Origin of the sequence: Pseudomonas sivasensis (genome assembly GCF_021391435.1) — a bacterium.
Classification (GTDB): domain Bacteria; phylum Pseudomonadota; class Gammaproteobacteria; order Pseudomonadales; family Pseudomonadaceae; genus Aquipseudomonas; species Aquipseudomonas sivasensis.
This window is the reverse complement of record NZ_CP090029.1, coordinates 1,557,645-1,583,497: the sequence shown is the minus strand read 5'-3', so window position 1 is coordinate 1,583,497 and position 25,853 is coordinate 1,557,645. Positions and strand designations below refer to the sequence as shown.

Genomic DNA, 25,853 nt, shown 5'->3' with positions numbered 1-25,853 from the left:
CGTGTTGTGACTGACTGATAGATAGAAAGGAAAGCCGATCGATGCCCCAGGTGGATCCCGAACTCTTCGACCGTGGCCAGTTCCAGGCCGAACTGGCCCTGAAGGCAAGCCCCATCGCCGCCTTCAAGAAGGCGATCCGCCAGGCCCGTGAAGTACTCGACGAGCGCTTTCGTAGCGGCCGCGACATCCGCCGGCTGATCGAGGACCGTGCCTGGTTCGTCGACAACATCCTTCAAAAGGCCTGGGAACAGTTCAACTGGAGCGAAGACGCCGACATCGCCCTGGTGGCCGTTGGCGGCTACGGCCGTGGCGAACTCCACCCCTACTCCGATATTGATCTGCTGATCCTGCTGGACAGTGCCGATCACGAGATCTTTCGCGATTCCATCGAGCGCTTTCTGACACTGCTGTGGGACATTGGCCTGGAAGTCGGCCAGAGCGTGCGCTCGGTGGACGAGTGCGCCCAAGAGGCCCGTGCCGACCTAACCGTCATTACCAACCTGATGGAAAGCCGCACCATCGCCGGCCCAGAGCGCTTGCGCCAGCGGATGCTGGAAGTCACCAGCACCGCGCATATGTGGCCGAGCAAGGACTTCTTCCTGGCCAAACGCGCCGAGCAGAAAGCCCGGCACCACAAGTACAACGACACCGAATACAACCTGGAGCCCAACGTCAAAGGCTCGCCCGGCGGGTTGCGCGACATCCAGACGATTTTGTGGGTCGCCCGTCGCCAGTACGGCACGCTTAACCTGCGCGCCCTGGCCGGCGAAGGTTTTTTGGTAGAGAGCGAAAACGCCCTGCTAGCCTCGTCCCAGGAATTTATTTGGAAAGTGCGCTACGCCCTGCACATGCTCGCCGGGCGCTCCGAAGATCGCCTGCTGTTCGATCACCAGCGCTCCATCGCCACGCTGCTGGGCTTTGAGGGCGAGGACGCGAAGACCAGCATCGAAAGCTTCATGCAGCAGTACTATCGGGTGGTGATGAGCATCGCCCAGCTCAGCGACCTGATCATCCAGCACTTCGAAGAAGTGATCCTGGCCCCCGAGGATGAGGCGCCGCCGCAGCCGATCAATGCGCGTTTCCAACTGCACGACGGCTATATTGAGGCGCGCAACGACAACGTGTTCCGCCGCACCCCATTCGCCATGCTGGAAATCTTCGTATTGATGGCCCAGCAGCCGGAAATCAAAGGCGTGCGCGCGGATACTATCCGCCTGCTGCGGGAAAACCGTCACTTGATCGACGATGATTTTCGCAACGACATCCGCAACACCAGCCTGTTTATCGAGCTGTTCAAGTGCAAGATCGGTATCCACCGCAACCTGCGCCGCATGAACCGCTACGGCATCCTGGGGCGCTACCTGCCGGAGTTCGGCTTTATCGTCGGGCAGATGCAGCACGACCTGTTCCACATTTATACAGTGGATGCGCACACCCTTAATCTGATCAAGCACCTGCGTAAGTTGCAGTACACCCAGGTGTCAGAGAAATTCCCGCTGGCCAGTAAGCTTATGGCCAAGCTGCCCAAGCCGGAGCTGATCTACCTGGCCGGCCTGTACCACGACATCGGCAAGGGCCGGCATGGCGACCACTCGGAAGTCGGCGCGGTCGACGCCGCAGCCTTCTGTCAGCGCCACCAGTTGCCGCAATGGGATAGCCGCCTGATCGTCTGGCTGGTGCAGAACCACCTCGTGATGTCGACCACCGCACAGCGCAAGGACTTGTCCGACCCGCAGGTGATCCACGATTTCGCGCAAGCTATCGGCGATGAAACCCGCCTCGACTACCTCTACGTGTTGACCGTTTCCGACATCAACGCCACCAACCCGACACTGTGGAACTCGTGGCGCGCCAGTCTGTTGCGCCAACTGTACACAGAGACCAAGCGCGCCCTGCGCCGTGGTCTGGAGAACCCGGTGGACCGCGAAGAGCAGATCCGCCGCACCCAAAGCGCGGCCTTGGATATTCTGGTGCGCGGCGGCAACGATCCGGATGACGTCGAGCAACTGTGGTCGCAACTGGGTGACGATTACTTCTTGCGCCACACCGCCGGCGATGTGGCCTGGCACACTGACGCGATCCTGCAGCAGCCCGCCGATGGCGGCCCGCTGGTGCTGATCAAGGAAACCACCCAGCGCGAATTCGAAGGCGGCACGCAGATCTTCATCTACGCGCCCGACCAGCACGACTTCTTTGCCGTGACGGTAGCGGCCATGGACCAGCTCAATCTGAACATCCACGATGCCCGGGTGATCACTTCCAGCAGCCAGTTCACCCTCGACACCTACATCGTGCTCGATACCGAAGGCGAGTCCATCGGCGACAACCCGACGCGGGTGAAAAAGATCCGCGAAGGCCTCACCGAAGCCCTGCGTAACCCGGACGACTATCCAACGATCATCCAGCGCCGGGTGCCGCGCCAACTGAAGCACTTTGCCTTTGCGCCCCAGGTGACCATCTCCAACGATGCGCAGCGCCCAGTGACGGTGCTGGAACTCAGCGCACCGGATCGCCCAGGCCTGCTGGCACGGATCGGCGGGATTTTCCTGGAGTTCGACCTGTCATTACAAAATGCCAAGATTGCGACCCTGGGCGAGCGCGTGGAAGACGTGTTCTTTATTACCGACGCCGACAACCAGCCGCTGTCCGACCCGGAACTGTGCCGCCGTTTGCAGGAGGCTATCGTCCAGCAGTTGAGCGTGACCCAAGAGCCCGGTGTCGAGCTGACGCGCCTGACGTTTTGAACGGGGCTTATATGGGAGAGGGCTTAACCCCAAAAGCAGCGGATCAGAAACCTATTAGCTGACCGACACACCTTAATCGGGAGCAAGCCCCTCCCACAGTTGGACCTGCAGCGCCCGACAGACCGCATTACCAATGAATTGAACGAGAGTCTCATGAACAACGCCCTGAACCAGTTGCAGCCCTACCCGTTCGAGAAATTGCGCGCCCTGCTGGGCAGCGTCACACCCAACCCGGACAAGCGCCCGATTGCCCTGTCCATCGGTGAACCCAAGCACAAATCGCCCACGTTCGTGGCCGAGGCACTGAGCAGCAACCTTGATCAGATGGCGGTGTACCCCACCACTCTGGGCATCCCGGCACTGCGCGAGGCCATTGGCGCCTGGTGTGAACGTCGCTTCAACGTGCCCAAGGGATGGCTTGACCCAGCGCGCAATATCCTGCCGGTCAATGGCACCCGCGAAGCACTGTTCGCCTTCACTCAGACCGTAGTCAACCGTGGCGACGATGCACTGGTGGTCAGCCCGAACCCCTTCTACCAGATCTACGAAGGCGCCGCGTTCCTTGCCGGTGCCAAGCCGCACTACCTGCCATGCCTGGATGAGAACGGCTTCAACCCGGACTTCGACGCCGTGACACCAGACATCTGGAAACGCTGCCAGATCCTGTTCCTGTGCTCCCCCGGCAACCCGACCGGCGCACTGATCCCGGTTGAGACCCTGAAAAAACTGATCGCCCTGGCCGACGAACATGACTTCGTCATCGCCGCCGACGAGTGCTACAGCGAGCTGTACTTTGACGAACAAACCCCGCCGCCGGGCTTGTTGAGCGCCTGTGTTGAACTGGGTCGCCAGGATTTCAAGCGCTGCGTGGTATTCCACAGCCTGTCCAAACGCTCCAACTTGCCGGGCCTGCGCTCTGGTTTTGTGGCCGGTGATGCCGAGATCCTCAAGGCCTTCCTGCTGTACCGCACCTACCACGGCTGCGCGATGCCGGTGCAAACCCAGCTGGCGAGCATTGCCGCCTGGCAGGACGAAGCGCACGTACTGGCCAACCGTGACCTGTATCGCGAGAAATTCGAAGCCGTGCTGACCATCCTCAAGCCGGTGCTGGATGTACAAAGTCCCGACGGTGGCTTCTACCTGTGGCCAAATGTGAATGGCGACGATGCCGCGTTCTGCCGCGACCTGTTCGTTGAAGAACACGTCACAGTGGTCCCAGGTTCGTACCTGTCGCGGGAAGTGGATGGCGTCAACCCTGGGGCTGGCCGCGTACGCCTGGCGCTGGTCGCACCGCTGGCCGAGTGCGTGGAAGCGGCTGAACGGATTCGGGATTTCATTCAGCGTCGTCGGTAAGCAATCGGGTCATTTCACCTGGCCCAGATTCGCCTCACTCATATCCAGCTCTCCCAACACCTCCCTCAAGACGTCATCACCAATCTGGTGATGACGGCTCAAGCTGTACAACTCCAAACGTTGCGCGCGCAGGGCCTTGAGCCGCAGTTTTCGCTCAAGCAGGTCCATGTGTCTCGCCAGCGCCTGGGCCTCGGCGGAGTCGTTGAACACCTCCAACTGATGACGATATTCCGACATCAGCCGCGCCTTGAGCTCCGCCGCAAGGGCCGCCTGTGCGGCGTCGGAGGTTTCCGACTCTACGGGCTCCTCCGCCTCCAGTGCGTGAATCGCTGCCACGGCAGTCTTTTTCCACGCCTCCCGCACTTCCTTATGACGCTTCTCATCGGGGCTCTTTTCGATACCGCGCAGCAACAGTGGCAAGGCAATGCAGGCGGCGACCAGTGAAAGCAGGATCACCCCGGCCGCGATAAAGATCAGCAAATCACGCTCAGGAAAATCTTTGCCTGGCGCCAACAGCAAAGGCACCGACATCACACCCGCCAGGGTCACCGCACCGCGCACACCGCCGACCGTCAAGAGCCAACAGGATCGGGCGGTTGGCACCAACGTCAGATCACTTTTCCCTCGCAGGCGCCGCAATAACCCCGACAGCCTCCAGATGCTCTGCACCCAGATAAAACGCAGCACCACCAGCACCAGGAAAATCGCAATCACATCCAGGCAGCGGTAAAACAGGGTCGGCCATAGCGTGGCTTCATGGCTCACCACGGCTTTGATGATGTCCGGCAGTTGCAATCCCAGCAGCAGGAAAATCAAGCCATTGAAGGCAAACTCCAGCAACGACCAGACGCTGCGGTTAAGCAGCCTTGTGCTGGTCTGGCGTGGCAGCAGGTCCAGCCAGCTTTGCATCATGCCCGCCGCCACTGCCGACAAAATCCCTGAGGCGCCCAACCGTTCAGCCAATACATAAGCGGCAAACGGCAACAGCAACATAAACACCACATGAGTCGCCGGATCGTCCCAGCCCCGCGCAATCATCCATGCGCGCAGGCGGCCGACCAGCCAACTCAACGCCACACCGATCGCCAGGCCACCGACGGCCACCAACACGAAGGTCAAGCTCGCATCGGCCAGGGAGAACACGCCGGTCAATGCCGCTGCCAAGGCAAACTTGAAGGTCACAAGGCCCGACGCATCATTCATCAAGGCTTCGCCCTGGAGCATATGCATCAATGGCGTGGGCAAACGATTCTGGGAAATGGCCGACACTGCCACCGCATCCGTCGGCGACAATACGGCCGCCAGGGCGAAGGCCACCGGTAACGGGATCGTAGGCAAAATCCAGTGAATGAAGTATCCGGCGCCGACTACCGTGAACAGCACAAGGCCCACGGCCAGCGTCAGAATCGGGCCCCGCAGACGCCACAATTCGCGTTTGGGCATGCGCCAACCGTCGGAAAACAACAAAGGTGGCAAGAACAGGAACAGGAACAGTTCAGGGTCCAGCGCCACATGCAGGCCCAGCGTTGGCCAGGCCAACAAGGCTCCGGCGGCGATCTGCACCAGCGGTAACGGCAGAGGAATGACACGTCCGACCAGACGCGAAACGCTGACCAGCATCAGCAGGATAAGAACGGTGTAGGCGGTTTGCATAACGCGGGTTTCCCGGACGATCGACTTGCAACGACACACATCAGGCAACAACTGGCAGTTGAAGTGCCATATTACCCAGCTATGTTACGCGGCTACGCCACGCACTGGCTTTTGCACATAAGTCGCACAAAGCCGTGGGTCCTGCTGACGAGCGGCACCCAAACCCGCTGGTCGTGGCATAATCCCGGACCTTTCGTTTTGAGCATCCTAAAAGGGGGCAATTCCTTGACCGCTTCAAGCAAAACGTTGCACCTTTTCGGCATCAAAGCCTGCGACACCATGAAAAAAGCGCGCACCTGGCTCGATGAGCATGCTGTGAGCTATGAGTTCCACGACTACAAAACGGTCGGTATCGACCGCGAACACTTGACCCAATGGTGCAACGAGCACGGTTGGCAGGTGGTTTTGAACCGTGCGGGCACCACCTTTCGCAAACTCGAAGACGAACGCAAAGCCGATCTCGATCAGTCGAAAGCCATTGAATTGATGCTCGCGCAACCTTCGATGATCAAGCGCCCGGTGCTTGATCTCGGTGACAGAACCCTGATTGGCTTCAAGCCAGAAAGTTATTCGGCGGCCCTCAAGTAGGCCAGCCCTTCCATTTTTGTAGAGGTAATAGCATGTCCCATTCCCTGTTCAGCCTGGGCTTCGGCGTCGGCACTCAGAACCGCCAAGGTGCTTGGCTGGAAGTTTTTTACGCACAACCGCTGCTCAACCCATCGGCTGAAATCGTCGCGGCCATCGCGCCGATCCTCGGTTACTCCGAGGGTAACCAGGCGATCACCTTCACCGTGACCCAGGCCCTGCAACTGGCCGACGCGCTCAAAGGCGTCGACGCCACACAAGCCGCCCTGCTGAGCCGCCTGGCAGAAAGCCACACGCCTCTGGTCGCCACCCTGCTGGCCGAAGACGCTGCGCTGACCTCCACGCCTGAGGCCTACCTCAAGCTGCACCTGCTGTCCCACCGCCTGGTCAAGCCTCACGGCCTGAGCCTGGCTGGCGTGTTCCCGCAACTGCCGAACGTGGCCTGGACCAGCCAGGGCGCGATCGACATCAGCGAACTGGCCGAACGCCAGCTGGAAGCACGCCTGCGTGGCGAGTTGCTGGAAGTGTTCTCGGTAGACAAGTTCCCGAAAATGACCGACTACGTCGTCCCGGCCGGCGTGCGTATTGCTGACGCGGCACGTATCCGCCTGGGCGCCTACGTAGGCGAAGGCACAACGGTGATGCACGAAGGTTTCGTCAACTTCAACGCTGGCACTGAAGGCCCGGGCATGATCGAAGGTCGTGTATCGGCTGGCGTATTCGTTGGCAAGGGCTCGGACCTGGGCGGCGGCTGCTCCACCATGGGCACCCTGTCGGGCGGCGGCAACATCGTGATCAAGGTCGGCGAAGGCTGCCTGATCGGCGCCAATGCCGGTATCGGTATCCCGCTGGGCGACCGCAACACCGTGGAATCGGGTCTGTACGTCACCGCCGGGACCAAGGTTGCGCTGCTGGATGAGCAGAACCAACTGGTCAAAGTGGTCAAGGCGCGCGAGCTGGCCGGCCAACCGGACCTGCTGTTCCGCCGTAACTCCGAGACCGGTGCAGTGGAGTGCAAAACCCACAAATCGGCCATCGAACTGAACGAAGCGCTGCACGCTCACAACTAAGCAGCCACTCGATGCCACTAGCGGGCCCCGACCCTGGGGCTCGCTTATACGAGTTTTGAACACCATGCTAGTGCCCTCCCCCTGGCGCGCCGACTTTCCGGCCATCGCCGCCCTGCAACGGCAAGGCCAGACCTATCTGGACAACGCCGCCACTACACAAAAACCCCAAGCTCTGTTGGATGCCATCAGCCATTACTACGCCAATGGCGCAGCCAATGTGCACCGGGCCCAGCATTTGCCGGGGGCCCATGCGACACAGGCCTTCGAGGACAGTCGCAGCAAGGTGGTGCAGTGGTTGAATGCAGGTGACACCGGGCACATCGTGTTTACCCACGGCGCGACCTCTGCGCTGAACCTCCTGGCCTACGGCCTCGAACACTTATTCAATGCGGGCGATGAGCTTGTCATCAGCGCCCTGGAACACCACGCCAACCTGCTGCCCTGGCAGCAACTGGCCAAACGTCGCGCGCTCACACTGGTGGTATTGCCACTCGGTGATGACGGCGTGATCGACCTGCAAGCCGCCGCCGAGTTGATCGGTCCGCGCACCCGCCTGCTGGCGGTGAGCCAGCTGTCCAACGTGCTTGGTGCCTGGCAACCGCTGCAAGCCTTGCTGGATTTGGCCAAGCCACACGGTGCCCTGACCGTGGTCGACGGCGCCCAGGGCATCGTCCACGGTCGTCACGACGTGCAAGCGCTGGGATGCGACTTCTACGTATTCTCCAGCCACAAGCTCTACGGCCCGGACGGTGTCGGCGTGCTCTTTGGCCGCAACGAGGCTCTGCATCACCTGCGCCACTGGCAGTTTGGCGGTGAGATGGTGCAGCAGGCGGATTACCACAGCGCCAGCTTCCGTCCAGCACCGCTGGGGTTCGAGGCAGGTACTCCGCCGATAGCCAGCGTGATTGGCTTGGGGGCAAGCCTGGATTATCTGAGCTCGCTGGATCAGCAAGCGGTAACCGCCCACGAGGCGGCCCTGCATGACTACCTGTTAAGCGGCCTGAAGGCGCGCAATGGCGTGCGTGTGCTGGGTTCGCCGCAGGTGGCGCTGGTCAGCTTTGTGGTCGAGGGCGTGCATAACGCCGACCTTGCGCACCTGCTGACCGAGCAGGGCATTGCTGTACGCGCAGGCCATCATTGCGCGATGCCGCTGCTCAAGGCGATGCAGCTGTCGGGGGCGATCCGCGTTTCCCTGGCGCTGTATAACGACTCCGACGACCTCGAGCGCTTTTTTGAAGCGCTGGACCAGGCGCTGGATATGTTGCGATGAGCTTGCCGATGGATGCGGTGGCTGCGCTGGAAGCCTTCCAAGCCATAGGAAGTTGGGAGCAACGTGCTCGCTTGCTGATGCAGTGGGGTGAGCGTCTGCCGCCTTTAGCGGATGATGAAAAGGTCGACGCCAACCAGGTACAGGGCTGCGAAAGCCTGGTGTGGTTGGTGGGGCACTTAGACCAAGGTCATTGGCAATTTGCCGCGAGCAGCGATGCGCGGATGATCCGTGGTTTGGTGGCATTGCTGCTGGCGCGGGTCAATGGGTTGTCGGCGGACGAGTTGCAGGCAGTCGACTTGCCTGACTGGTTCAATCAACTCGGGCTTTCCCGCCAACTGTCGCCGTCGCGCAGCAATGGCTTGAATGCAGTCCTGCAGCGTATGCGAACGCTAAGTCATACAAAGGACTAAATGTGGGAGGGGGCTTGCCCCCGATAGCGGTGGATCAGTCAGCTTATTCAGTGGCTGACACTCTGCAACCGGCCCCTCCCACCTTTGAACTGTGTAAAGTTCTGAGATTCAGGCGGGTTTGACACGCTCGGAAGGCCTACGCACCCCAGCCACAATCTTGTCCACCGCCTTGGTCGCCGCCACCATGCCAAAGGTCGCCGTCACCATCATCACCGCGCCAAACCCGCCCGCGCAGTCCAGCTTCACCCCATCCCCCACAAAACTTTTTTGCAGACAAATGCTGCCGTCCGGCTTGGGATAACGCAGTTGCTCGGTGGAAAACACGCACGGCACGCTGTAATGACGGGTCACGGTGCGAGAGAAGCCGTAGTCACGACGCAAGGTGGAGCGCACCTTTGAGGCCAAGGGATCGTTGAAGGTGCGGTTCAGGTCGCACACCTGGATCAGCGTCGGATCAATCTGCCCACCGGCGCCGCCGGTGGTAATGATTTGGATCTTGCGGCGTTTGCACCACGCAATCAGCGCGGCCTTGGCGTTGACGGCGTCGATACAGTCGATCACGCAATCGATGTTCGGCGTTATGTATTCGGCCATGGTGTCGCGGGTCACGAAATCCGCCACCGCGTGCACAGTGCAATCCGGGTTGATACCGCGCAGGCGCTCGGCCATCACCTCGACCTTGGGCTTGCCCACAGTGCTGTCCAGGGCGTGCAACTGCCGGTTGCTGTTGCTGACGCAGACATCGTCCAGGTCAAACAGCGAAATCTCGCCGACCCCACAACGGGCCATGGCTTCCGCCGCCCAAGAGCCCACACCGCCGACGCCGACGATCGCCACATGGGCCGCCTTCAAGCGTTCCAGGCCTTCAATGCCATACAAGCGGGCGACGCCTGCAAACCGCGGATCTTCTGTACTCATGACCATTACCCCAAAAACCGGCGCGCATTATGGACTACCGAGCGACAAGTACGAAGCAACAAGCTACAAGTAAAGAACTTAGATGGCCTTTCGCTGACTAACGTCCGGCTTTTCTCTGTCTGCTGTACGCTCGGGGAAAGGCCGGTGTAGGATGCGCGCCGTTCGGTGCAGGCCGACACCTCTTTTCGTTCCACACCCTTTGGAACCCGACATAACCATGGCATCGCGTAAATTTGGACTCAACCTGGTGATCGTGCTGGCAATTGCAGCGCTATTCACCGGCTTCTGGGCGCTGGTCAACCGCCCGGTCACTGCTCCCAACTGGCCTGAGCAAATCTCCGGTTTTTCCTACTCGCCGTTCCAGCAAGGCCAGTTCCCGCAGAAAGACCAGTACCCCACTGACGAACAGATGCGTCAGGACCTTGCGATCATGAGCAAGCTGACGGACAACATCCGCACCTACTCGGTCGACGGCACACTGGGGGATATCCCCAAGCTGGCGGAAGAGTTCGGCTTGCGCGTCACCCTGGGGATCTGGATCAGCCCAGACCTGGAGCGCAACGAACGCGAGATCCAGCGCGCCATTGAGATCGCCAACAGCTCGCGCAGTGTCGTGCGCGTGGTGGTCGGCAACGAAGCCTTGTTCCGCGAAGAAATCACCCCCGAGGCATTGATCGTGCTGCTGGACCGGGTGCGCGCCGCGGTGAAGGTACCGGTGACCACCTCCGAGCAATGGCACATCTGGGAAAAGAACCCGCAACTGGCCAAGCACGTCGACCTGATCGCCGCGCACATTTTGCCGTTCTGGGAATACATTCCGATGGACAAGGCCGGCCAATACGTACTCGATCGCGCCAGGGACCTGAAGAAATTGTTCCCGAAAAAGCCACTGCTGCTATCGGAAGTTGGCTGGCCGAGCAACGGCCGCATGCGCGGTGGCAACGAAACGTCCCCGGCAGACCAGGCGGTGTACTTGCGCACCCTGGTGAACAAGCTCAATCGCCAGGGCTACAACTACTTTGTGATCGAGGCCTTCGACCAGCCGTGGAAAGTCAGCGATGAAGGCTCGGCCGGCGCCTACTGGGGCGTTTACAACGCCGCGCGCCAGCAAAAATTCAACTTTGAAGGTCCTATTGTCGCCATCCCGCAATGGCGCGTACTGGCCATCGGCTCGGTGGTGCTTGCCCTGCTGTCCCTGACCCTGCTGATGATCGACGGCTCGGCCCTGCGCCAGCGTGGCCGGACGTTCCTGACCTTTATCGCATTCCTTTGCGGCTCGGTACTGGTGTGGATCGGCTACGACTACAGCCAGCAATACAGCACTTGGTTCAGTGTCACCGTGGGTATCCTCCTGGCACTCGGCGCCCTCGGCGTATTTATTGTGTTGCTGACCGAGGCCCACGAACTGGCGGAAGCAGTCTGGACTCACAAGCGTCGCCGTGAATTCCTGCCGGTTGAAGGGGATTCGGACTACCGCCCGAAAGTGTCGATCCACGTGCCGTGCTACAACGAGCCGCCGGAGATGGTCAAACAGACCCTCGACGCCCTGGCCGCGCTCGATTACCCGGACTACGAAGTCCTGATTATCGACAACAACACCAAAGACCCGGCTGTTTGGGAACCGGTGCGCGACTACTGCGAAACCCTCGGCCCGCGCTTCAAGTTCTTCCACGTCGCGCCCCTGGCCGGTTTCAAGGGCGGCGCGCTGAACTACTTAATCCCGCACACCGCCAAGGATGCTGAAGTGATTGCGGTGATCGACTCGGACTACTGCGTGTCGCCGAACTGGCTCAAGCACATGGTGCCGCACTTCGCTGACCCGAAAATCGCTGTGGTGCAGTCGCCGCAGGACTACCGCGACCAGAACGAAAGTACCTTCAAGAAGCTCTGCTACGCAGAATACAAAGGCTTCTTCCACATCGGCATGGTTACCCGTAACGACCGCGACGCGATCATCCAGCACGGCACCATGACCATGACCCGTCGCTCGGTGCTCGAAGAGCTCGGCTGGGCCGACTGGTGCATCTGCGAAGACGCTGAACTGGGCTTGCGGGTGTTCGAGAAAGGCCTGTCGGCGGCGTATTACCACGACAGCTACGGCAAGGGCCTGATGCCCGATACCTTTATCGACTTCAAGAAACAGCGTTTCCGCTGGGCCTATGGCGCGATCCAGATCATCAAGCGTCACACCGCCAGCCTGCTGCGCGGCAAGGACACGGAGCTGACCCGTGGCCAGCGCTACCACTTCCTCGCGGGCTGGTTGCCGTGGGTGGCGGACGGTATGAACATCTTCTTCACCGTCGGTGCGTTGTTGTGGTCGGCGGCGATGATCATCGTGCCGACGCGGGTCGATCCGCCGCTGCTGATTTTCGCGATCCCGCCGTTGGCGTTGTTCGTGTTCAAGGTGGGCAAGATCATCTTCCTGTACCGCCGTGCCGTGGGCGTGAACCTCAAGGATGCGTTCTGCGCCGCACTGGCTGGCCTGGCGCTGTCCCACACCATCGCCAAGGCGGTACTGTATGGCTTCTTCACCACCAGTATTCCGTTCTTTCGTACGCCGAAAAACGCGGATAACCACGGCTTCTGGGTCGCGATTTCCGAAGCCCGCGAAGAAATGTTCATCATGCTGCTGCTGTGGGGCGCTGCGCTGGGGATCTACCTGGTGCAAGGCCTGCCAAGCAATGACATACGTTTCTGGGTGGTAATGCTGCTGGTGCAATCGCTGCCGTATGTGGCGGCGTTGATTATGGCGTTCCTGTCGTCGCTGCCAAAACCGGCAGCCGCGTCTGAGCCAGCGCCGGCCGCGTAAAAACTTGCGCAATGCACTAAACGGCGGCCTCTGGTCGCCGTTTTGCTATAAGATAACGGCCGTTTTGTCCGCCCGCCCTGCTCTTCCAAACATGCTTTCCGGAGTTTTCCCATGACGGCCCATGCCGACCTTTCGCCGACCGTTCAACTTGCCATCGACCTGATCCGTCGCCCCTCGGTCACGCCGATCGACGCCGATTGCCAGAAGCTGATGATGCAGCGCCTGGGCGACGCTGGTTTTGCGCTGGAGCCGATGCGCATCGAAGACGTGGACAACTTTTGGGCTACCCACGGTAAGCATGAAGGTCCGGTGCTGTGCTTTGCTGGCCACACTGACGTAGTGCCAACCGGCCCGGTACAGGCCTGGCAGAACGACCCGTTTGACGCGTTGATCGACGAAAACGGCATGCTCTGCGGGCGTGGCGCAGCCGACATGAAAGGCAGCCTCGCCGCGATGCTGGTGGCTTCGGAACGTTTTGTAGCCGACTACCCGGACCATAAGGGCTCGGTTGCCTTCCTGATCACCAGCGATGAAGAAGGCCCGGCGCACCACGGCACAAAAGCCGTGATCGAACGCCTGGCCGCGCGCAAAGAGCGCCTGGACTGGTGCATCGTCGGCGAACCGTCGAGCACCACCCTGGTAGGTGATGTGGTCAAGAACGGCCGTCGCGGCTCCCTCGGCGCTACGCTGACCGTACGCGGCGTGCAGGGCCATGTGGCCTACCCGCACCTGGCGAAGAACCCGATCCACCTGGCCGCACCGGCCTTGGCGGAATTGGCCGCCGAGCATTGGGACAACGGCAACACCTTTTTCCCGCCGACCAGCTTCCAGATCTCCAACCTCAATTCCGGCACTGGCGCCACCAACGTGATCCCCGGTGACCTGACGGCGGTGTTCAACTTCCGTTTCTCCACCGAATCCACCGTCGAAGGCCTGCAGCAACGCGTTGCAGCCATCCTCGACAAACATGGCCTGGACTGGCATGTGGAATGGGCGCTGTCGGGCCTGCCGTTCCTCACCGAACCGGGCGCTTTGCTCGACGCCGTGTCTGCCAGCATCAAGGCGATCACCGGTCGCGAGACCCAGGCGTCCACCAGCGGCGGTACGTCGGATGGCCGCTTCATCGCCACCCTCGGCACCCAAGTGGTCGAGCTGGGCCCGGTCAACGCGACGATCCATCAGGTCAACGAGCGCATCCTCGCCAGCGACCTCGATGTACTGACCGAAATTTATTACCAGACCCTGATCAAGTTGCTCGCCTGATGCTCGCTTGTCCCATTTGCAGCGCCCCGCTCAACGCGGTCGAAAACGGCGTAGCCTGCCCGGCCGGGCACCGGTTCGACCGGGCTCGCCAGGGTTACCTGAACCTGTTGCCGGTGCAGCACAAGAACAGCCGCGATCCGGGCGACAACCTGGCCATGGTCGAAGCACGCCGTGACTTCCTCAACGCCGGGCATTACGCCCCGGTGGCCAAGCGCCTCGCCGAACTGGCGGCTGAACGCGCACCGCAGCGCTGGGTCGACATCGGCTGTGGTGAGGGTTACTACACCGCGCAGATCGCCGATGCCTTGCCCCACGCCGACGGCTATGCCCTGGATATTTCCAAGGAAGCGGTCAAGCGTGCGTGCAAGCGCAACCCGAAGCTGACCTGGTTGATCGCCAGCATGGCACGCGTGCCGTTGGCCGATGCCAGCTGCCAGTTCCTCGCCAGCGTGTTCAGCCCATTGGACTGGCAGGAAGCCAAACGCCTGCTCAGCCCCGGCGGCGGCCTGATGAAAGTCGGTCCTACGAGTGGCCACCTGATGGAGCTGCGCGAGCGTCTGTACGATGAAGTGCGCGAGTACACCGACGACAAACACCTGGCTCTGGTGCCAGACGGCATGAGCCTGGCGCACAGTGAAACCCTGGAGTTCACCCTGAGCCTGGCCGCCCCCAAAGACCGCGCTAACCTGCTGGCCATGACACCCCACGGCTGGCGCGCCAGCGCCGAGCGCCGTGCCGAAGTGATCGAGGCTGCCGAGCCGTTGCTGGTCACCGTGTCGATGCGTTACGACTATTTCGTGCTTCAATAACCGACTTTAAGTATCCGCGAATGGATTTTCGAATCCCGCAACGAGGAATATCCATGCGCCAACCCGATATCGAGATTTACCTGAAGGACGCCGACGTCGACTACAAGGCCATCGCCGCCTGGCTGGGCGCCGCCCTGGGCCCGTGCACCGACTGGGTCCAGCGTGGCCAGACCTACAAGTGCAAGGCCGGTGACGTGCCGGTCACCTGGCTGCCCAAGGCTGTAGGCAAATGGAACAGCCTGTACCTGGAAAGTGACCAAACCCCGTGGGACGACGACATCGCCTGCGCCCGCGCCGCGTTTGCTGCACTGAACGTTGAAGTGCGCTGCGCGCCGGGGACGTGGGTCGAGGAAGAAGGTGAGGAAAGTGCCGACACCTGGATTCGCATCAGCGCAGACGGTGAAGAGCAGATCACCTGGAAAACTGCCTGAGCCTGAGCGGTAAACCACAATCAACATGTGGGAGGGGGCTTGCCCCCGATAGCGGTGTATCAGCCAATGTGTTCAGTGACTGACACTCTGCAATCGGGGGCAAGCCCCCTCCCACATGGGTTCTGCGGTGTAACAAAAACCCGTATTACAAACCGACCACATCCTCCGCCTGCAAGCCCTTCTCGCCGGTCACCACGGCGTATTCCACCTGCTGGCCCTCGGCCAGGGAACGGTGGCCATCACCGCGAATAGCGCGGTAGTGCACGAACACATCCTTGCCATCTTCACGCTGAATAAAGCCATAGCCCTTTGCATCGTTGAACCACTTCACATTGCCGGTTTCGCGCGTTGCCATCTGTCTTACTCCCACGTACGTTTTTTTATTGTTGAGTCAGTCGCGTTGAACTGCCGAGTATAAGACAGGCTCAAAAACGATCAACTCAAGTTTACATCGCTGCTTTTTTGCCGATTTTCGGCGAATACGGCACACTACGCGCCCGAGCGCCTGCTCGGTTTTTTCCACTTGAAGCAGCTCGCCTATGACCCGCTCCCCGTTCCGCCGTCTGGTGTTTGGCACCTTGCGCCGACTGTTGTACCTCTGGGTTCGCTCGGAAACGATCAACCAGTCGTCCCTTACCCTCAACCTGGACCGCAGCCGGCCGGTGTTCTACGTCCTGCAATCGCCCTCCCTCACCGAATTGGCGGTGGTCGATGCCGAGTGCACCAAGGCCGGCCTGCCGCGCCCGGTGCTGCCAGTATCGGTTGGCCCGTTGATGGAGCCGGCGGCGTTCTTCTACCTCACGCCTGAACCGGACTGGCTCGGCCGTCAGGACAAGCGCGGCGCGCCGCCCACCCTGACTCGCCTGGTCAACACCCTGAGCGAACACGCCGAAGAGAATGCACAAATCATTCCGGTCAGTGTGTTCTGGGGCCAAACCCCGGCGAGCGAGTCCAGCCCGTGGAAACTGCTGTTTGCCGACAGTTGGGCCGTCACCGGCCGTCTACGCCGTCTGTTGAGCATCCTGATTCTTGGTCGCAAGACCCGTGTGCAATTCTCCGCGCCCATCAACCTGCGTGAATTGATCGAGCACAATAAAGGGCACGAACGCACCGTGCGCATGGCCCAGCGCATCCTGCGTGTGCACTTTCGTAACCTGAAGACAGCCGTAATCGGCCCCGACCTGTCTCACCGCCGCAACCTGGTCAAAGGCCTGGTGAATATGCCGCTGGTGCGTCAGGCGATCCTGGATGAAGCCGAACGGGAAAAAATCAGCCCCGAAAAAGCCAAGGCCCAGGCCCTGCGCTATGGCAACGAAATCGCCTCGGACTACACCTACACCGCGATCCGCTTCCTCGAAGTGGTGCTGAGTTGGTTCTGGAACAAAATCTACGACGGCATCAAGGTCAATAACATCGAGGGCGTGCAAAAGGTTGCCCAAGGCTACGAGGTGATTTACGTGCCTTGCCACCGCAGCCATATCGACTACCTGCTGCTGTCCTACCTGCTGTTCAAGAATGGCCTGACCCCGCCGCACATCGCCGCGGGCATCAACCTGAACATGCCGGTGATCGGCAGTTTGCTGCGCCGTGGCGGGGCGTTTTTCATGCGCCGCACCTTCAAAGGCAACCCGCTGTACACCTCGGTGTTCAACGAATACCTGCACACCCTGTTCACCAAGGGTTTCCCGGTTGAGTACTTCGTCGAAGGCGGACGCTCGCGTACCGGGCGCATGCTGCAACCGAAGACCGGGATGCTGGCGATCACGCTGCGCAGTTTCCTGCGCTCCTCGCGTATGCCAATTGTGTTTGTGCCGGTGTATATCGGCTATGAACGCGTGCTGGAAGGCCGGACCTACCTCGGAGAACTACGCGGCGCGAGCAAGAAGAAGGAGTCGATTTTCGACATTTTCAAAGTGGTCGGCGCGCTCAAGCAGCGTTTTGGCCAGGTCGCGGTCAACTTCGGCGAGCCGATCAAGCTGGCGGAATTCCTCGACAGCGAACAACCCGACTGGCGCACACAGGAACTGTCCCCGAACTACAAGCCGGCGTGGCTCAACGAAACCACCAACCGCCTCGGCGAACGGGTGGCCCGCCACTTGAACGAAGCGGCGGCGGTGAACCCGGTGAACCTAGTGGCCCTGGCGCTGCTGTCCACCACACGCCTGGCGTTGGACGAACAGGCCATGGCCCGCCAATTGGACCTGTACCTCGCGCTGCTGCGCCGCGTGCCTTACTCACCCCACACCACTCTGCCCGAGGGGGATGGCCTGGCGCTGATCAAGCACGTCAAGGACATGGACCTGCTGTCAGAACAGAGCGACGCCCTCGGCAAGATTGTCTACCTGGACGAGCAGCACGCCGTCCTGATGACCTACTACCGCAACAACGTGCTGCACATCTTTGCCCTGCCGGCGCTGCTGGCGAGTTTTTTCCAGAGCAGTTCGCGGATGAGCCGCGAACAAATTCTGCGCTACACCCACGCGCTGTACCCATACCTGCAATCGGAGCTGTTTATCCGCTGGTCGCTGGAGGAGTTGGACACTGTCGTCGACCAGTGGCTGGAAGCCTTTGTCGAACAAGGTCTGCTGCGCTTCGAAAACAACGTGTACTTGCGCCCGGCGCCAAGCTCGCGGCAATTCGTACTGCTGACGCTGCTGTCCAAGAGCATCGCCCAGACCCTGCAACGCTTCTACATGGCAATCTCGCTGCTGCTCAACAGCGGCCAGAACACCATCAGCGCCGAAGAGCTGGAGGACCTGTGCACGATCATGGCCCAGCGCCTGTCGATCCTGCACGGCCTCAATGCCCCGGAGTTCTTCGACAAGAGCCTTTTCCGACACTTCATCCAGACGCTGCTGGAACAAGATGTGCTGCGTCGCGATGAGGCCGGCAAACTGAGTTATCACGATCTGCTCGGCGAACTGGCAGAAGGCGCGGCCAAACGGGTGTTGCCGGCTGAGATTCGCCTGTCGATTCGCCAGGTGGCCCTGCATCGTGTTGATGGCGCAGCCGAACAACCGGATGAGCCTGAAGAAACCCGCTAGATTGAATAAGGCGCCAGCGGGAAGCTGGCGTCGCTGACAAGGAGCCGCACCATGAAAAAGATCATCCTCCTGAGCCTGACCGCCCTGCTGGGAGCTTGCCAATCCATGACCCCTGCCCCCAAGGCCAGCCTCGATGGCGAAGTGTTTTACCTGCAACGCATCGCCCTGCCGCCAACAGCAACCTTGAGTGTCAGCCTGCAGGACGTGTCCCTTATGGACGCCCCGGCCGTGATCCTTGCGGAACAGAAAGGCCCGATCAAAGGCCAGGTACCGCTGCCGTTTCACCTGAATTACGACCCGGCACAGATTAAACCGGGCCACAGTTATTCGGTGAGTGCTCGCATCGAACAGGATGGCAAGCTACTGTTTATCACTACCGAACGTCACGCCGTGCAGCTCAACGGCCAGGATCCGCAGCCGCTGCGCCTGCGGGTTGATGCGGTCGCACACTGATATTTTCCAGATCATAAGGAAGCGCAAATGCTCCGCAACTCCCTTCGCCTCACTGCTCTGTGTGCCGGCCTGCTGCTCGGCGCCAACGCCATGGCCCTGGACCTGAGTAGCCTGTCCCAAGGCGACGCCAGCGGCGGCCTTAAGGATGCCCTGACCCAAGGCGCACAGATCGCAGTGAAACAACTGGGCAAACCCGGCGGTTTCAGCGACAACCCTGAAGTGAAGATCGGCCTGCCGGGCAAACTGGGCAAAGTCGCCGAGAAATTGAAAATGTTCGGCATGGGCGACCAGGTTACGCAACTGGAAACCAGCATGAACAAAGCGGCTGAAACCGCTGTGACCCAGGCCCAGCCGATCCTGGTCAACGCCGTGAAAAACATGAGCGTGACCGACGCTAAAGGCATTCTCAGCGGCGGCCAGGATTCGGCCACCCAATACCTGAACAAAAGCTCGCGCGATGCAATCCGCGCCAAGTTCCTGCCGATCGTCAAGGCCGCTACGGATAAGGTCGGCGTGGCCAAGCAGTACAACGCCCTGGCGGGCAAAGCGGCAGCCTTTGGTGCGGTGGATGCCAAGAGCGCCAACGTCGAAAACTACGTGACCGAACAGGCGCTGGATGGTTTGTTCAAGATGATTGCGCAGCAGGAAGAGACGATTCGCAAGAACCCGGCCGCTGCAGCGACGAGTTTGGCGAAGAAGGTGTTTGGAGCACTATAAGCTGCGCGAGGATCGCTCCCTGCAACGGGGAGCGATTCTAGTGAAAAACTGAATCGGCCAGTCGGCCCATCATCAAGGTTGCGAAGCAGCCAATGGCAATCGACGTGATTCGATTGATCTTCAAGGGCGTGAGCCAACTCTTCTGCATCCCTTCGAAGCGACTCCCCAACAACACCCAAGCGGCGCCTACCGGCACAACCACCAACGCCAATAACCCCATGAACTCGGCATAACCTTGCGCGGCGGTGAACGTATTGGACGGAGCGATAAAGGAAACGATCAGCAAGCCCTTGGGATTCATGACCGTCAACAAAAAGAAGTACAACCCGGTGAAGCGATCTTTGCCAGGGCTGATCTCGCTGTTCTTGCGCTGCCACAATTTGCACGACACATACAGCAGGTAGCACGCCGCCGCCAGTTGCGTCGCCTTCAACGCCCACGGTGAAAACGCCGCGAGATAGAGAAGCGCCACACCCCATGCCGACACTTGCAGCAAGTACGCCAGGCACTCGATTAGCACGAGCTTGCAGGATGCCCGAAACCCGAACAACACACCTGCGCGAAACAGCAGGGTGTTGGTGGGGCCAGGGGCAAGCAGTAGCAATATCAGGGCTGAAACAGTGGCCAACATGGTTACGCGACGTCCTTCCTCACTTTGAACCACGCAGCATACAGTGCCGGCAGGAACAATAGCGTCAACGCCGTCGCCACAATCAGCCCGCCCATGATCGCCACCGCCATCGGTCCGAAGAACACACTGCGAGACAGCGGGATCATCGCCAATACCGCCGCGAGTGCCGTCAGCACAATCGGGCGGAAGCGTCGGACGGTGGCTTCGATAATCGCCTGCCACGGCGCCAGGCCAGCCTTGATGTCTTGCTCGATCTGGTCCACCAAGATCACCGAGTTGCGCATGATCATGCCCGACAAGGCGATGGTCCCTAACATGGCTACGAAGCCAAAGGGCTGACGAAACACCAGCAGGAACAGCGTGACGCCGATCAAGCCCAGCGGCGCCGTGAGAAACACCATTGCCGTGCGTGAGAAGCTGCGCAGTTGCAGCATCAGCAAGGTCAGCACCACCACAATAAACAGCGGCACGCCGGCCTTCACCGAGTTCTGCCCGCGGGCGGAGTCCTCGACGGTACCGCCGACGTCCAGCAGGTAGCCATCCGGCAGTTCGGCCCGCACGCCTTCGAGGGTCGGCAGGATCTGCTGCACCAGCGTCGCCGGTTGTTCCTTGCCGTAGATGTCGGCGCGCACGGTGACCGTCGGCAGGCGATTACGGTGCCAGATGATGCCTTCCTCGAATCCGTATTCGAGGGTGGCGATCTGCGACAGGGCCACGCTTTTACCGTTGTCGGTCGGCACCGCCAGGCTAGGCAGCAGCGACAGTTCGGTGCGTTCGTGGACCGTGCCGCGCAGGAGGATCTCGATCAATTCGTTGTCCTCCCGGTATTGGCTGACGCTTGAGCCGGTGAGTGAACTCTGCAGGAATTTCGACAGGTTGGCAGTGCTCACACCAAGGGCGCGGGCGCGGTCCTGGTCGATGTTCAGGTAGACAATTTTGCTCGGCTCTTCCCAGTCCAAGTGAACGTTGACCACGTGGGTATTTTCGCGAACCTTGGCGGCAACTTTCCGTGCAAGGGCGCGAACTTCCTCGATGTGTTCGCCGGTCACGCGAAACTGCACCGGATAACCCACGGGCGGGCCGTTTTCCAGGCGGGTGACGCGCGAACGCAGGTCGGGAAATTGTTCGTTGAGGGTTGCGATCAGCCAGGTGCGCAAGCTTTCGCGCTCTTCGATGGTTTTGGCCAGCACCACAAATTGCGCAAAGCTCGCGGCGGGCAGTTGCTGGTCCAACGGCAAGTAGAAACGCGGCGAACCGGTGCCGACGTAAGCCACGTAGTTCTCGATGCCGGCATGGTCCTTGAGCAAGGCTTCCAGGCGTTTGACCTGATCGGCAGTGTTGCTCAGGGACGCGCCTTCGGCCAGTTTGAGGTCGACCATCAGCTCCTGGCGCCCCGAGGCCGGAAAGAACTGCTGCGGCACAAAGCGAAATAGCGCCACTGAGCCGATAAACAGCAGCAGTGTCAGTACAATCACGGTTTTACGTCGAGTGACGCACCACTCCACCAAACGCCTTACGCGCTGGTAGAACGGCGTTCCGTAGGGATCCGGGCCCTCAGCGCCATGTTTGGCTGCGTGAATTTTCGCCAGGTCCGGCAGGAACTTTTCCCCCAGGTATGGCACGAACACCACCGCGGCGACCCACGAGGCCAGCAACGCGATGGTCACCACCTGGAAAATCGAACGGGTGTATTCGCCGGTGCTCGATTGCGCAGTGGCAATCGGCAGAAAACCTGCCGCCGTAATCAGCGTGCCGGTGAGCATCGGGAAGGCGGTGCTGGTCCAGGCGAAACTGGCGGCCTTGAGCCGGTCGTAGCCCTGCTCCATTTTGATTGCCATCATTTCCACGGCGATGATCGCGTCATCCACCAGCAAACCGAGGGCGAGTACCAGTGCGCCGAGGGAAATCTTGTGCAGGCCAATGCCGAGGTAATACATGGTGGCGAAGGTCATCGCCAGCACCAACGGAATCGCCAGGGCCACCACCATGCCGGTGCGTACGCCGAGGGAGAAGAAGCTCACCAGCAATACGATCGCCAATGCCTCGGCCAATACCTGCACGAATTCTCCGACACTGGTTTTCACCGCTGCCGGTTGGTCCGACACCTTGCGCAACTCCATGCCTGCCGGAAGGTTCTTCTGCAAACGTGCGAATTCGCCTTCTAGCGCCTTGCCCAATATCAGGATATCGCCGCCGTCGCGCATGGCCACGGCCAGGCCGATTGCATCGGCGCCCATGTAACGCATGCGCGGTGCCGGCGGATCGTTGAAGCCACGGTGAATGTCAGCTACATCGCCGATACGAAAGGTCCGGTCGCCCACTCGAATCGGAAAGTCGCGGATCTCCTCCACCGTCTTGAAGTTGCCCGACACACGCAGTTGCACGCGCTCGCTCGGGGTTTCAAAGAAGCCGGCCGTGGACACCGCGTTCTGTTCCTGCAACGCCTGCTGCACCGCTGCCAATGGCAGGCCGAGGGTGGCGAGCTTGAGGTTGGACAGCTCGATCCAGATTTTCTCATCCTGTAGGCCGAGCAACTCCACCTTGCCCACATCCGCTACCCGTTGCAGCTGAATCTGGATGCGGTCGGCGTAATCCTTGAGCACGGCATAGTCGAAACCATTGCCGGTCAGCGCATAGATATTGCCGAAGGTGGTGCCGAATTCGTCATTGAAAAACGGGCCCTGGATATCCGGCGGCAAGGTCTGGCGGATGTCGCTGATCTTCTTGCGCACCTGGTACCACAGCTCAGGAATCTGTGCCGAGTGCATGGAGTCGCGGGCAATGAAGGTAACCGTGGACTCGCCAGGGCGCGAGAACGAGACAATGCGCTCGTACTCGCCGGTTTCCATCAGTTTCTTCTCGATGCGCTCGGTGACTTGACGCGAGACTTCCTGGGCCGTAGCTCCGGGCCAGTTGGTCTTGATCACCATGGCTTTGAAGGTGAATGGCGGGTCTTCACTTTGTCCCAGCTTGGTGTAGGACAAGGTGCCAACCACGGCCAGTAGGATCATCAGGAACAGTACGATCTGGCGATTACGCAACGCCCATTCGGAAAGATTGAAACCCATCGGGGACTACTCCTTGGCCGCCAGATTCACGACACGGTTGGAGCGATCCACCGGGCGCACTTGCTGGCCCTCGTGGAGCACATGCACGCCCGCGGCGACCACCCAATCGGTGGGTTTCAAGCCTTCCAGCACCGGAACGGTTTTTTCGCCGAAGGCGCCAATGCGCACCGGTACGCGCTTGAGGGTATTGTCCGTTTCCACACGCCAGACGTAAGACGCGCCATTCTCCGCGCTGAGGGCAGACAGCGGCACCGACAGCGGAACGACACCCTCGGTCTGTATGAATACGCGAGCGCTTTGGCCCAATTCCGCCGGGACTTTACCGCCGGTAAACGCCACTCGGGCGGCAAAGGTGCGCGATTTTGGATCGGCTGCGGGAGACAGTTCACGGATGCGTCCGGTAAAACGCTGGTCCGGCTGGCTCCACAACTCCACGGCTACCGGCTGACCGATCTTGAAGCGACCAAAGCCTTGTTCGGGCAGGCTAATGAGCACTTCGCGCTCGCCATCGGTGGCCAGGGTGAACACGGTTTGGCCAGCCGACACCACCTGGCCGACCTCCACGGCGCGCTTGGCGACGACTCCATCCTGCGGGGCACGGAGCACGGCGTAACCGGCTTGGTTGCTGGCCACGTCGAATTCGGCCTTGATCTGCTTGAGGCGCGCTTCGCCGGATCGGTAGAGGTTTTCGGAATTGTCGTACTGAGAACGGCTGACCATCTGACGGTCCATCAGGGTCTTATAGCGATCGCGCTCGGCGCGGACCAGGCTCAGGTTAGCTTGGGCAGCGGCGACTTGGGCGCGGGTAGCCTCCAGTTGCAGGCGCACGTCCTGGGGGTCGAGTTCCGCCAACGGCTGGTTGGCCTTGACGCGCTCACCCTCTTCAACCAGGCGTTTGCTGACTTTGCCACCGATGCGAAAGGCCAGGTCCGGCTCATAGCGAGCCCGCACTTCTCCGGGGTAGCTGTCCATCGACTGTGCCGACGGTTGCGGTTGCACCACCATGGCAGGGCGGACGGTAATCTGGGCCGGTTCTTCATGGCCGCAGGCGGCCAACATTAAGACCAGGCTGACAGGCAACGCAAAGGGCAGGAAAGTGCTGCGCATGCTGAAGGACCTTTCGCAAATGAAGCTAGGAATAATTATACTGGCCAGTATGTTATTAATACCAAACTCACCAGTCCAGTATTAAAGGTGAAAATGTCCGACAATCGCGTTAACACCAATAGCCCCGGGCGTCCCAAGGACATGGCAAAACGCCAGGCAATTCTTCAGGCAGCGAAAACTCTGTTTTTGGGGAATGGTTATGCCAGCACCAGCATGGATGCCGTAGCCCTTGAGGCCGGCGTGTCGAAACTGACCGTCTACAGCCACTTCACCGACAAAGAGACCTTGTTCACCGCCGCCGTGGTGGCGACATGCGAAGAGCAGCTACCGGTGATGTACTTCGAGCTGCCGGAGGGCATGCCAGTCGAGACGGTGTTGCTGAATATCGCGCGCGGTTTTCATCGGCTGATCAACAGCGAGGAGTCGGTGAACCTGCATCGTTTGATGATGACCACCGGCAATCAGGACGTGAAACTCTCACAGATCTTTTTCGAAGCCGGGCCCATGCGCATGCTCCAGGGCATGGAGCGCCTGCTCAGCAAGATCGACCAGAGCGGTGCCCTGAGCATCGACAAACCTTTCACGGCGGCCGAGCACTTCTTCTGCCTGCTCAAGGGCACGGCAAATTTCTGCCTGCTGTATGGCTGCGGCGGGCATCTGAGTGAACACGCCGCCGAAGCCCATGTGCAGGAGGTAGTAGGGTTGTTTATGCGGGCGTACAGGCCTTGAACATCAGGCTTTGAGCGCTTTTTTGGGATAGATGTCATACCGGCTGGACTTGCCGTCCAGCGCATGGCTCGGCTTTGGTCCCTCGATGCACGGCGCCTTGCGGGGGCGCTTGACCACCACGCGATGGCTGGCCAGGGCCAGGGCGGCGGCCAACAAGGCTGGCGCATCCGGATCATCACCCACCAGCGGCCGAAACAGGCGCATTTCCTTCTTCACCAAGGCGGTTTTCTCACGGTGAGGGAACATTGGGTCGAGGTAGATCACCTGGGGCGGCTCGCCTTCCCAGTTCAGCATCACGTCGATGGAGTTGCCCTTGAGCAGCTTCATGCGCGCCACGATTGGCGCCACTTCAAAGTCATCTGCACCACGCGCCAGGCCGTCTTCGAGCAAAGCGCCGATCAAAGGCTGGCGCTCGATCAGGCTCATCTCACAGCCCAGGCTGGCCAGCACAAACGCGTCCTTGCCCAGGCCTGCCGTGGCGTCCAGCACCCGAGGGCGCACGCCTTGGGCGATGCCTACGGCTTTAGCGATCATCTGCCCGCTGCCGCCACCATAGAGTCGACGATGAGCTGCACCTCCCTCAACAAAGTCCACCCGCACCGGGCCCGGCGCGTCAGGACCTAGCTGTTGCAGCTGTAGGCCATGCTCGCCAACTTGCAGGGAAAAGTCCGCGTCCGCGAGCTGTAAAGGCAAGCCAAGCAGAGATGCCCACTGCTCGGCGCGGTCCTTAAAACCTTCGCCCAAAGCCTCGACCTGGATGCGGCTGGCCGCTGGTTGTTCGCTCATGAA

The 25,853-nt window shown here is 60.6% G+C and carries 21 protein-coding genes; 14 read left to right on the top strand and 7 right to left on the bottom strand.

Annotated elements, in window-relative coordinates; all coding sequences use genetic code 11:
• The first annotated feature begins 41 nt into the window (after nt 1–41).
• Together LRO94_RS07040 and dapC are read left to right on the top strand one after the other, a co-directional pair.
• A complete protein-coding gene (locus LRO94_RS07040) occupies nt 42–2,744 on the top strand; it encodes a [protein-PII] uridylyltransferase (protein WP_032891658.1) in 2,703 nt (900 codons plus the stop codon).
• Between the two features lie 153 nt (nt 2,745–2,897).
• Nucleotides 2,898–4,097: a succinyldiaminopimelate transaminase gene (gene dapC, locus LRO94_RS07035; RefSeq protein ID WP_099601271.1), complete on the top strand. Its 1,200-nt coding sequence runs from the start codon at nt 2,898–2,900 to the stop codon at nt 4,095–4,097.
• Nucleotides 4,098–4,106: 9 nt separating this feature from the next.
• Here dapC and LRO94_RS07030 read toward each other — a convergent pair whose 3' ends face one another.
• On the bottom strand, nt 4,107–5,750 hold the full coding sequence (locus tag LRO94_RS07030) for a Na+/H+ antiporter (RefSeq protein WP_095184004.1): 1,644 nt from the start codon (nt 5,748–5,750) through the stop codon (nt 4,107–4,109).
• 225 nt (nt 5,751–5,975) lie between these two features.
• Here LRO94_RS07030 and LRO94_RS07025 point away from each other — a divergent pair, with 225 nt between their 5' ends.
• The 4 genes from LRO94_RS07025 to LRO94_RS07010 all read left to right on the top strand — a co-directional run bounded on the left by LRO94_RS07025 (nt 5,976) and on the right by LRO94_RS07010 (nt 9,085).
• Nucleotides 5,976–6,338 (top strand): ArsC family reductase, encoded by a 363-nt coding sequence (locus tag LRO94_RS07025; protein ID WP_032891665.1) that lies wholly within the window; start codon nt 5,976–5,978, stop codon nt 6,336–6,338.
• 32 nt (nt 6,339–6,370) lie between these two features.
• Nucleotides 6,371–7,405, top strand: a complete 1,035-nt coding sequence (gene dapD / locus LRO94_RS07020; RefSeq protein ID WP_032891666.1) for a 2,3,4,5-tetrahydropyridine-2,6-dicarboxylate N-succinyltransferase — start codon at nt 6,371–6,373, stop codon at nt 7,403–7,405.
• Between the two features lie 64 nt (nt 7,406–7,469).
• Entirely contained in the window at nt 7,470–8,675 is a 1,206-nt protein-coding gene (locus tag LRO94_RS07015) for an aminotransferase class V-fold PLP-dependent enzyme (protein WP_179179447.1), read from the top strand.
• Complete coding sequence (locus LRO94_RS07010) at nt 8,672–9,085, top strand: SufE family protein (RefSeq protein ID WP_179179448.1); 414 nt, start codon at nt 8,672–8,674, stop codon at nt 9,083–9,085. Before LRO94_RS07015 ends, LRO94_RS07010 begins: the two co-directional genes overlap by 4 nt.
• A gap of 108 nt (nt 9,086–9,193) precedes the next feature.
• Here the strand turns inward: LRO94_RS07010 and tcdA are convergent, their stop codons facing one another.
• Complete coding sequence (tcdA, locus tag LRO94_RS07005) at nt 9,194–10,003, bottom strand: tRNA cyclic N6-threonylcarbamoyladenosine(37) synthase TcdA (protein WP_065877359.1); 810 nt, start codon at nt 10,001–10,003, stop codon at nt 9,194–9,196.
• A 217-nt stretch (nt 10,004–10,220) separates the two neighbouring features.
• Between tcdA and LRO94_RS07000 the strand changes: the two genes are divergently transcribed.
• The 4 genes from LRO94_RS07000 to LRO94_RS06985 all read left to right on the top strand — a co-directional run bounded on the left by LRO94_RS07000 (nt 10,221) and on the right by LRO94_RS06985 (nt 15,315).
• On the top strand, nt 10,221–12,812 hold the full coding sequence (locus LRO94_RS07000; protein WP_032891673.1) for a glycosyltransferase: 2,592 nt from the start codon (nt 10,221–10,223) through the stop codon (nt 12,810–12,812).
• 111 nt (nt 12,813–12,923) lie between these two features.
• Nucleotides 12,924–14,075, top strand: a complete 1,152-nt coding sequence (gene dapE, locus LRO94_RS06995) for a succinyl-diaminopimelate desuccinylase (RefSeq protein ID WP_179179449.1) — start codon at nt 12,924–12,926, stop codon at nt 14,073–14,075.
• Nucleotides 14,075–14,884: a putative RNA methyltransferase gene (locus tag LRO94_RS06990; protein WP_179179450.1), complete on the top strand. Its 810-nt coding sequence runs from the start codon at nt 14,075–14,077 to the stop codon at nt 14,882–14,884. The genes dapE and LRO94_RS06990 overlap by 1 nt, the downstream gene beginning before the upstream one ends.
• 53 nt (nt 14,885–14,937) lie before the next feature.
• A complete protein-coding gene (locus tag LRO94_RS06985) occupies nt 14,938–15,315 on the top strand; it encodes a hypothetical protein (protein WP_032891679.1) in 378 nt (125 codons plus the stop codon).
• A 145-nt stretch (nt 15,316–15,460) separates the two neighbouring features.
• Here the strand turns inward: LRO94_RS06985 and LRO94_RS06980 are convergent, their stop codons facing one another.
• Nucleotides 15,461–15,670 carry a cold-shock protein gene (locus LRO94_RS06980; RefSeq protein WP_032891681.1) on the bottom strand — a complete coding sequence of 70 codons (210 nt, stop codon included), beginning with the start codon at nt 15,668–15,670 and terminating at the stop codon, nt 15,461–15,463.
• 184 nt (nt 15,671–15,854) lie between these two features.
• Between LRO94_RS06980 and plsB the strand changes: the two genes are divergently transcribed.
• Genes plsB through LRO94_RS06965 form a run of 3 tightly spaced genes read left to right on the top strand, consistent with a single transcriptional unit; the run spans nt 15,855 to nt 19,529 of the window.
• Nucleotides 15,855–18,359 (top strand): glycerol-3-phosphate 1-O-acyltransferase PlsB, encoded by a 2,505-nt coding sequence (gene plsB / locus LRO94_RS06975; RefSeq protein WP_179179451.1) that lies wholly within the window; start codon nt 15,855–15,857, stop codon nt 18,357–18,359.
• 51 nt (nt 18,360–18,410) lie between these two features.
• Nucleotides 18,411–18,812 (top strand): YbaY family lipoprotein, encoded by a 402-nt coding sequence (locus LRO94_RS06970; RefSeq protein WP_032891684.1) that lies wholly within the window; start codon nt 18,411–18,413, stop codon nt 18,810–18,812.
• A 27-nt stretch (nt 18,813–18,839) separates the two neighbouring features.
• Nucleotides 18,840–19,529: a DUF4197 domain-containing protein gene (locus LRO94_RS06965; RefSeq protein ID WP_179179452.1), complete on the top strand. Its 690-nt coding sequence runs from the start codon at nt 18,840–18,842 to the stop codon at nt 19,527–19,529.
• A gap of 37 nt (nt 19,530–19,566) precedes the next feature.
• Here LRO94_RS06965 and LRO94_RS06960 read toward each other — a convergent pair whose 3' ends face one another.
• From LRO94_RS06960 to LRO94_RS06950, 3 genes are read right to left on the bottom strand one after another with little or no spacing between them, the layout of a single operon-like run.
• Nucleotides 19,567–20,160 carry a LysE family translocator gene (locus LRO94_RS06960; RefSeq protein ID WP_099601265.1) on the bottom strand — a complete coding sequence of 198 codons (594 nt, stop codon included), beginning with the start codon at nt 20,158–20,160 and terminating at the stop codon, nt 19,567–19,569.
• 2 nt (nt 20,161–20,162) lie between these two features.
• Nucleotides 20,163–23,228, bottom strand: coding sequence for an efflux RND transporter permease subunit (locus LRO94_RS06955; protein ID WP_179179453.1), 3,066 nt, complete (start codon nt 23,226–23,228; stop codon nt 20,163–20,165).
• 6 nt (nt 23,229–23,234) lie between these two features.
• Nucleotides 23,235–24,335, bottom strand: a complete 1,101-nt coding sequence (locus tag LRO94_RS06950) for an efflux RND transporter periplasmic adaptor subunit (protein ID WP_095183996.1) — start codon at nt 24,333–24,335, stop codon at nt 23,235–23,237.
• A gap of 93 nt (nt 24,336–24,428) precedes the next feature.
• Between LRO94_RS06950 and LRO94_RS06945 the strand changes: the two genes are divergently transcribed.
• Nucleotides 24,429–25,064: a TetR/AcrR family transcriptional regulator gene (locus LRO94_RS06945; protein ID WP_032891696.1), complete on the top strand. Its 636-nt coding sequence runs from the start codon at nt 24,429–24,431 to the stop codon at nt 25,062–25,064.
• 3 nt (nt 25,065–25,067) lie between these two features.
• Here the strand turns inward: LRO94_RS06945 and LRO94_RS06940 are convergent, their stop codons facing one another.
• A complete protein-coding gene (locus LRO94_RS06940) occupies nt 25,068–25,850 on the bottom strand; it encodes a class I SAM-dependent methyltransferase (RefSeq protein ID WP_095183995.1) in 783 nt (260 codons plus the stop codon).
• Between the last annotated feature and the right edge of the window lie 3 nt (nt 25,851–25,853).

Coding starts and splice junctions, on each gene's coding strand:
- LRO94_RS07015 (WP_179179447.1), top strand. CDS start 7,470: ATGCTAGTGCCCTCCCCCTGGCGCGCCGACTTTCCGGCCATCGCCGCC.
- LRO94_RS06950 (WP_095183996.1), bottom strand. CDS start 24,335: ATGCGCAGCACTTTCCTGCCCTTTGCGTTGCCTGTCAGCCTGGTCTTA.
- LRO94_RS06970 (WP_032891684.1), top strand. CDS start 18,411: ATGAAAAAGATCATCCTCCTGAGCCTGACCGCCCTGCTGGGAGCTTGC.
- LRO94_RS06960 (WP_099601265.1), bottom strand. CDS start 20,160: ATGTTGGCCACTGTTTCAGCCCTGATATTGCTACTGCTTGCCCCTGGC.
- dapC (WP_099601271.1), top strand. CDS start 2,898: ATGAACAACGCCCTGAACCAGTTGCAGCCCTACCCGTTCGAGAAATTG.
- LRO94_RS07040 (WP_032891658.1), top strand. CDS start 42: ATGCCCCAGGTGGATCCCGAACTCTTCGACCGTGGCCAGTTCCAGGCC.
- LRO94_RS06985 (WP_032891679.1), top strand. CDS start 14,938: ATGCGCCAACCCGATATCGAGATTTACCTGAAGGACGCCGACGTCGAC.
- plsB (WP_179179451.1), top strand. CDS start 15,855: ATGACCCGCTCCCCGTTCCGCCGTCTGGTGTTTGGCACCTTGCGCCGA.
- LRO94_RS06965 (WP_179179452.1), top strand. CDS start 18,840: ATGCTCCGCAACTCCCTTCGCCTCACTGCTCTGTGTGCCGGCCTGCTG.
- LRO94_RS06955 (WP_179179453.1), bottom strand. CDS start 23,228: ATGGGTTTCAATCTTTCCGAATGGGCGTTGCGTAATCGCCAGATCGTA.
- LRO94_RS06990 (WP_179179450.1), top strand. CDS start 14,075: ATGCTCGCTTGTCCCATTTGCAGCGCCCCGCTCAACGCGGTCGAAAAC.
- LRO94_RS06980 (WP_032891681.1), bottom strand. CDS start 15,670: ATGGCAACGCGCGAAACCGGCAATGTGAAGTGGTTCAACGATGCAAAG.
- LRO94_RS07030 (WP_095184004.1), bottom strand. CDS start 5,750: ATGCAAACCGCCTACACCGTTCTTATCCTGCTGATGCTGGTCAGCGTT.
- LRO94_RS06940 (WP_095183995.1), bottom strand. CDS start 25,850: ATGAGCGAACAACCAGCGGCCAGCCGCATCCAGGTCGAGGCTTTGGGC.
- LRO94_RS07000 (WP_032891673.1), top strand. CDS start 10,221: ATGGCATCGCGTAAATTTGGACTCAACCTGGTGATCGTGCTGGCAATT.
- LRO94_RS06945 (WP_032891696.1), top strand. CDS start 24,429: ATGTCCGACAATCGCGTTAACACCAATAGCCCCGGGCGTCCCAAGGAC.
- dapE (WP_179179449.1), top strand. CDS start 12,924: ATGACGGCCCATGCCGACCTTTCGCCGACCGTTCAACTTGCCATCGAC.
- tcdA (WP_065877359.1), bottom strand. CDS start 10,003: ATGAGTACAGAAGATCCGCGGTTTGCAGGCGTCGCCCGCTTGTATGGC.
- dapD (WP_032891666.1), top strand. CDS start 6,371: ATGTCCCATTCCCTGTTCAGCCTGGGCTTCGGCGTCGGCACTCAGAAC.
- LRO94_RS07010 (WP_179179448.1), top strand. CDS start 8,672: ATGAGCTTGCCGATGGATGCGGTGGCTGCGCTGGAAGCCTTCCAAGCC.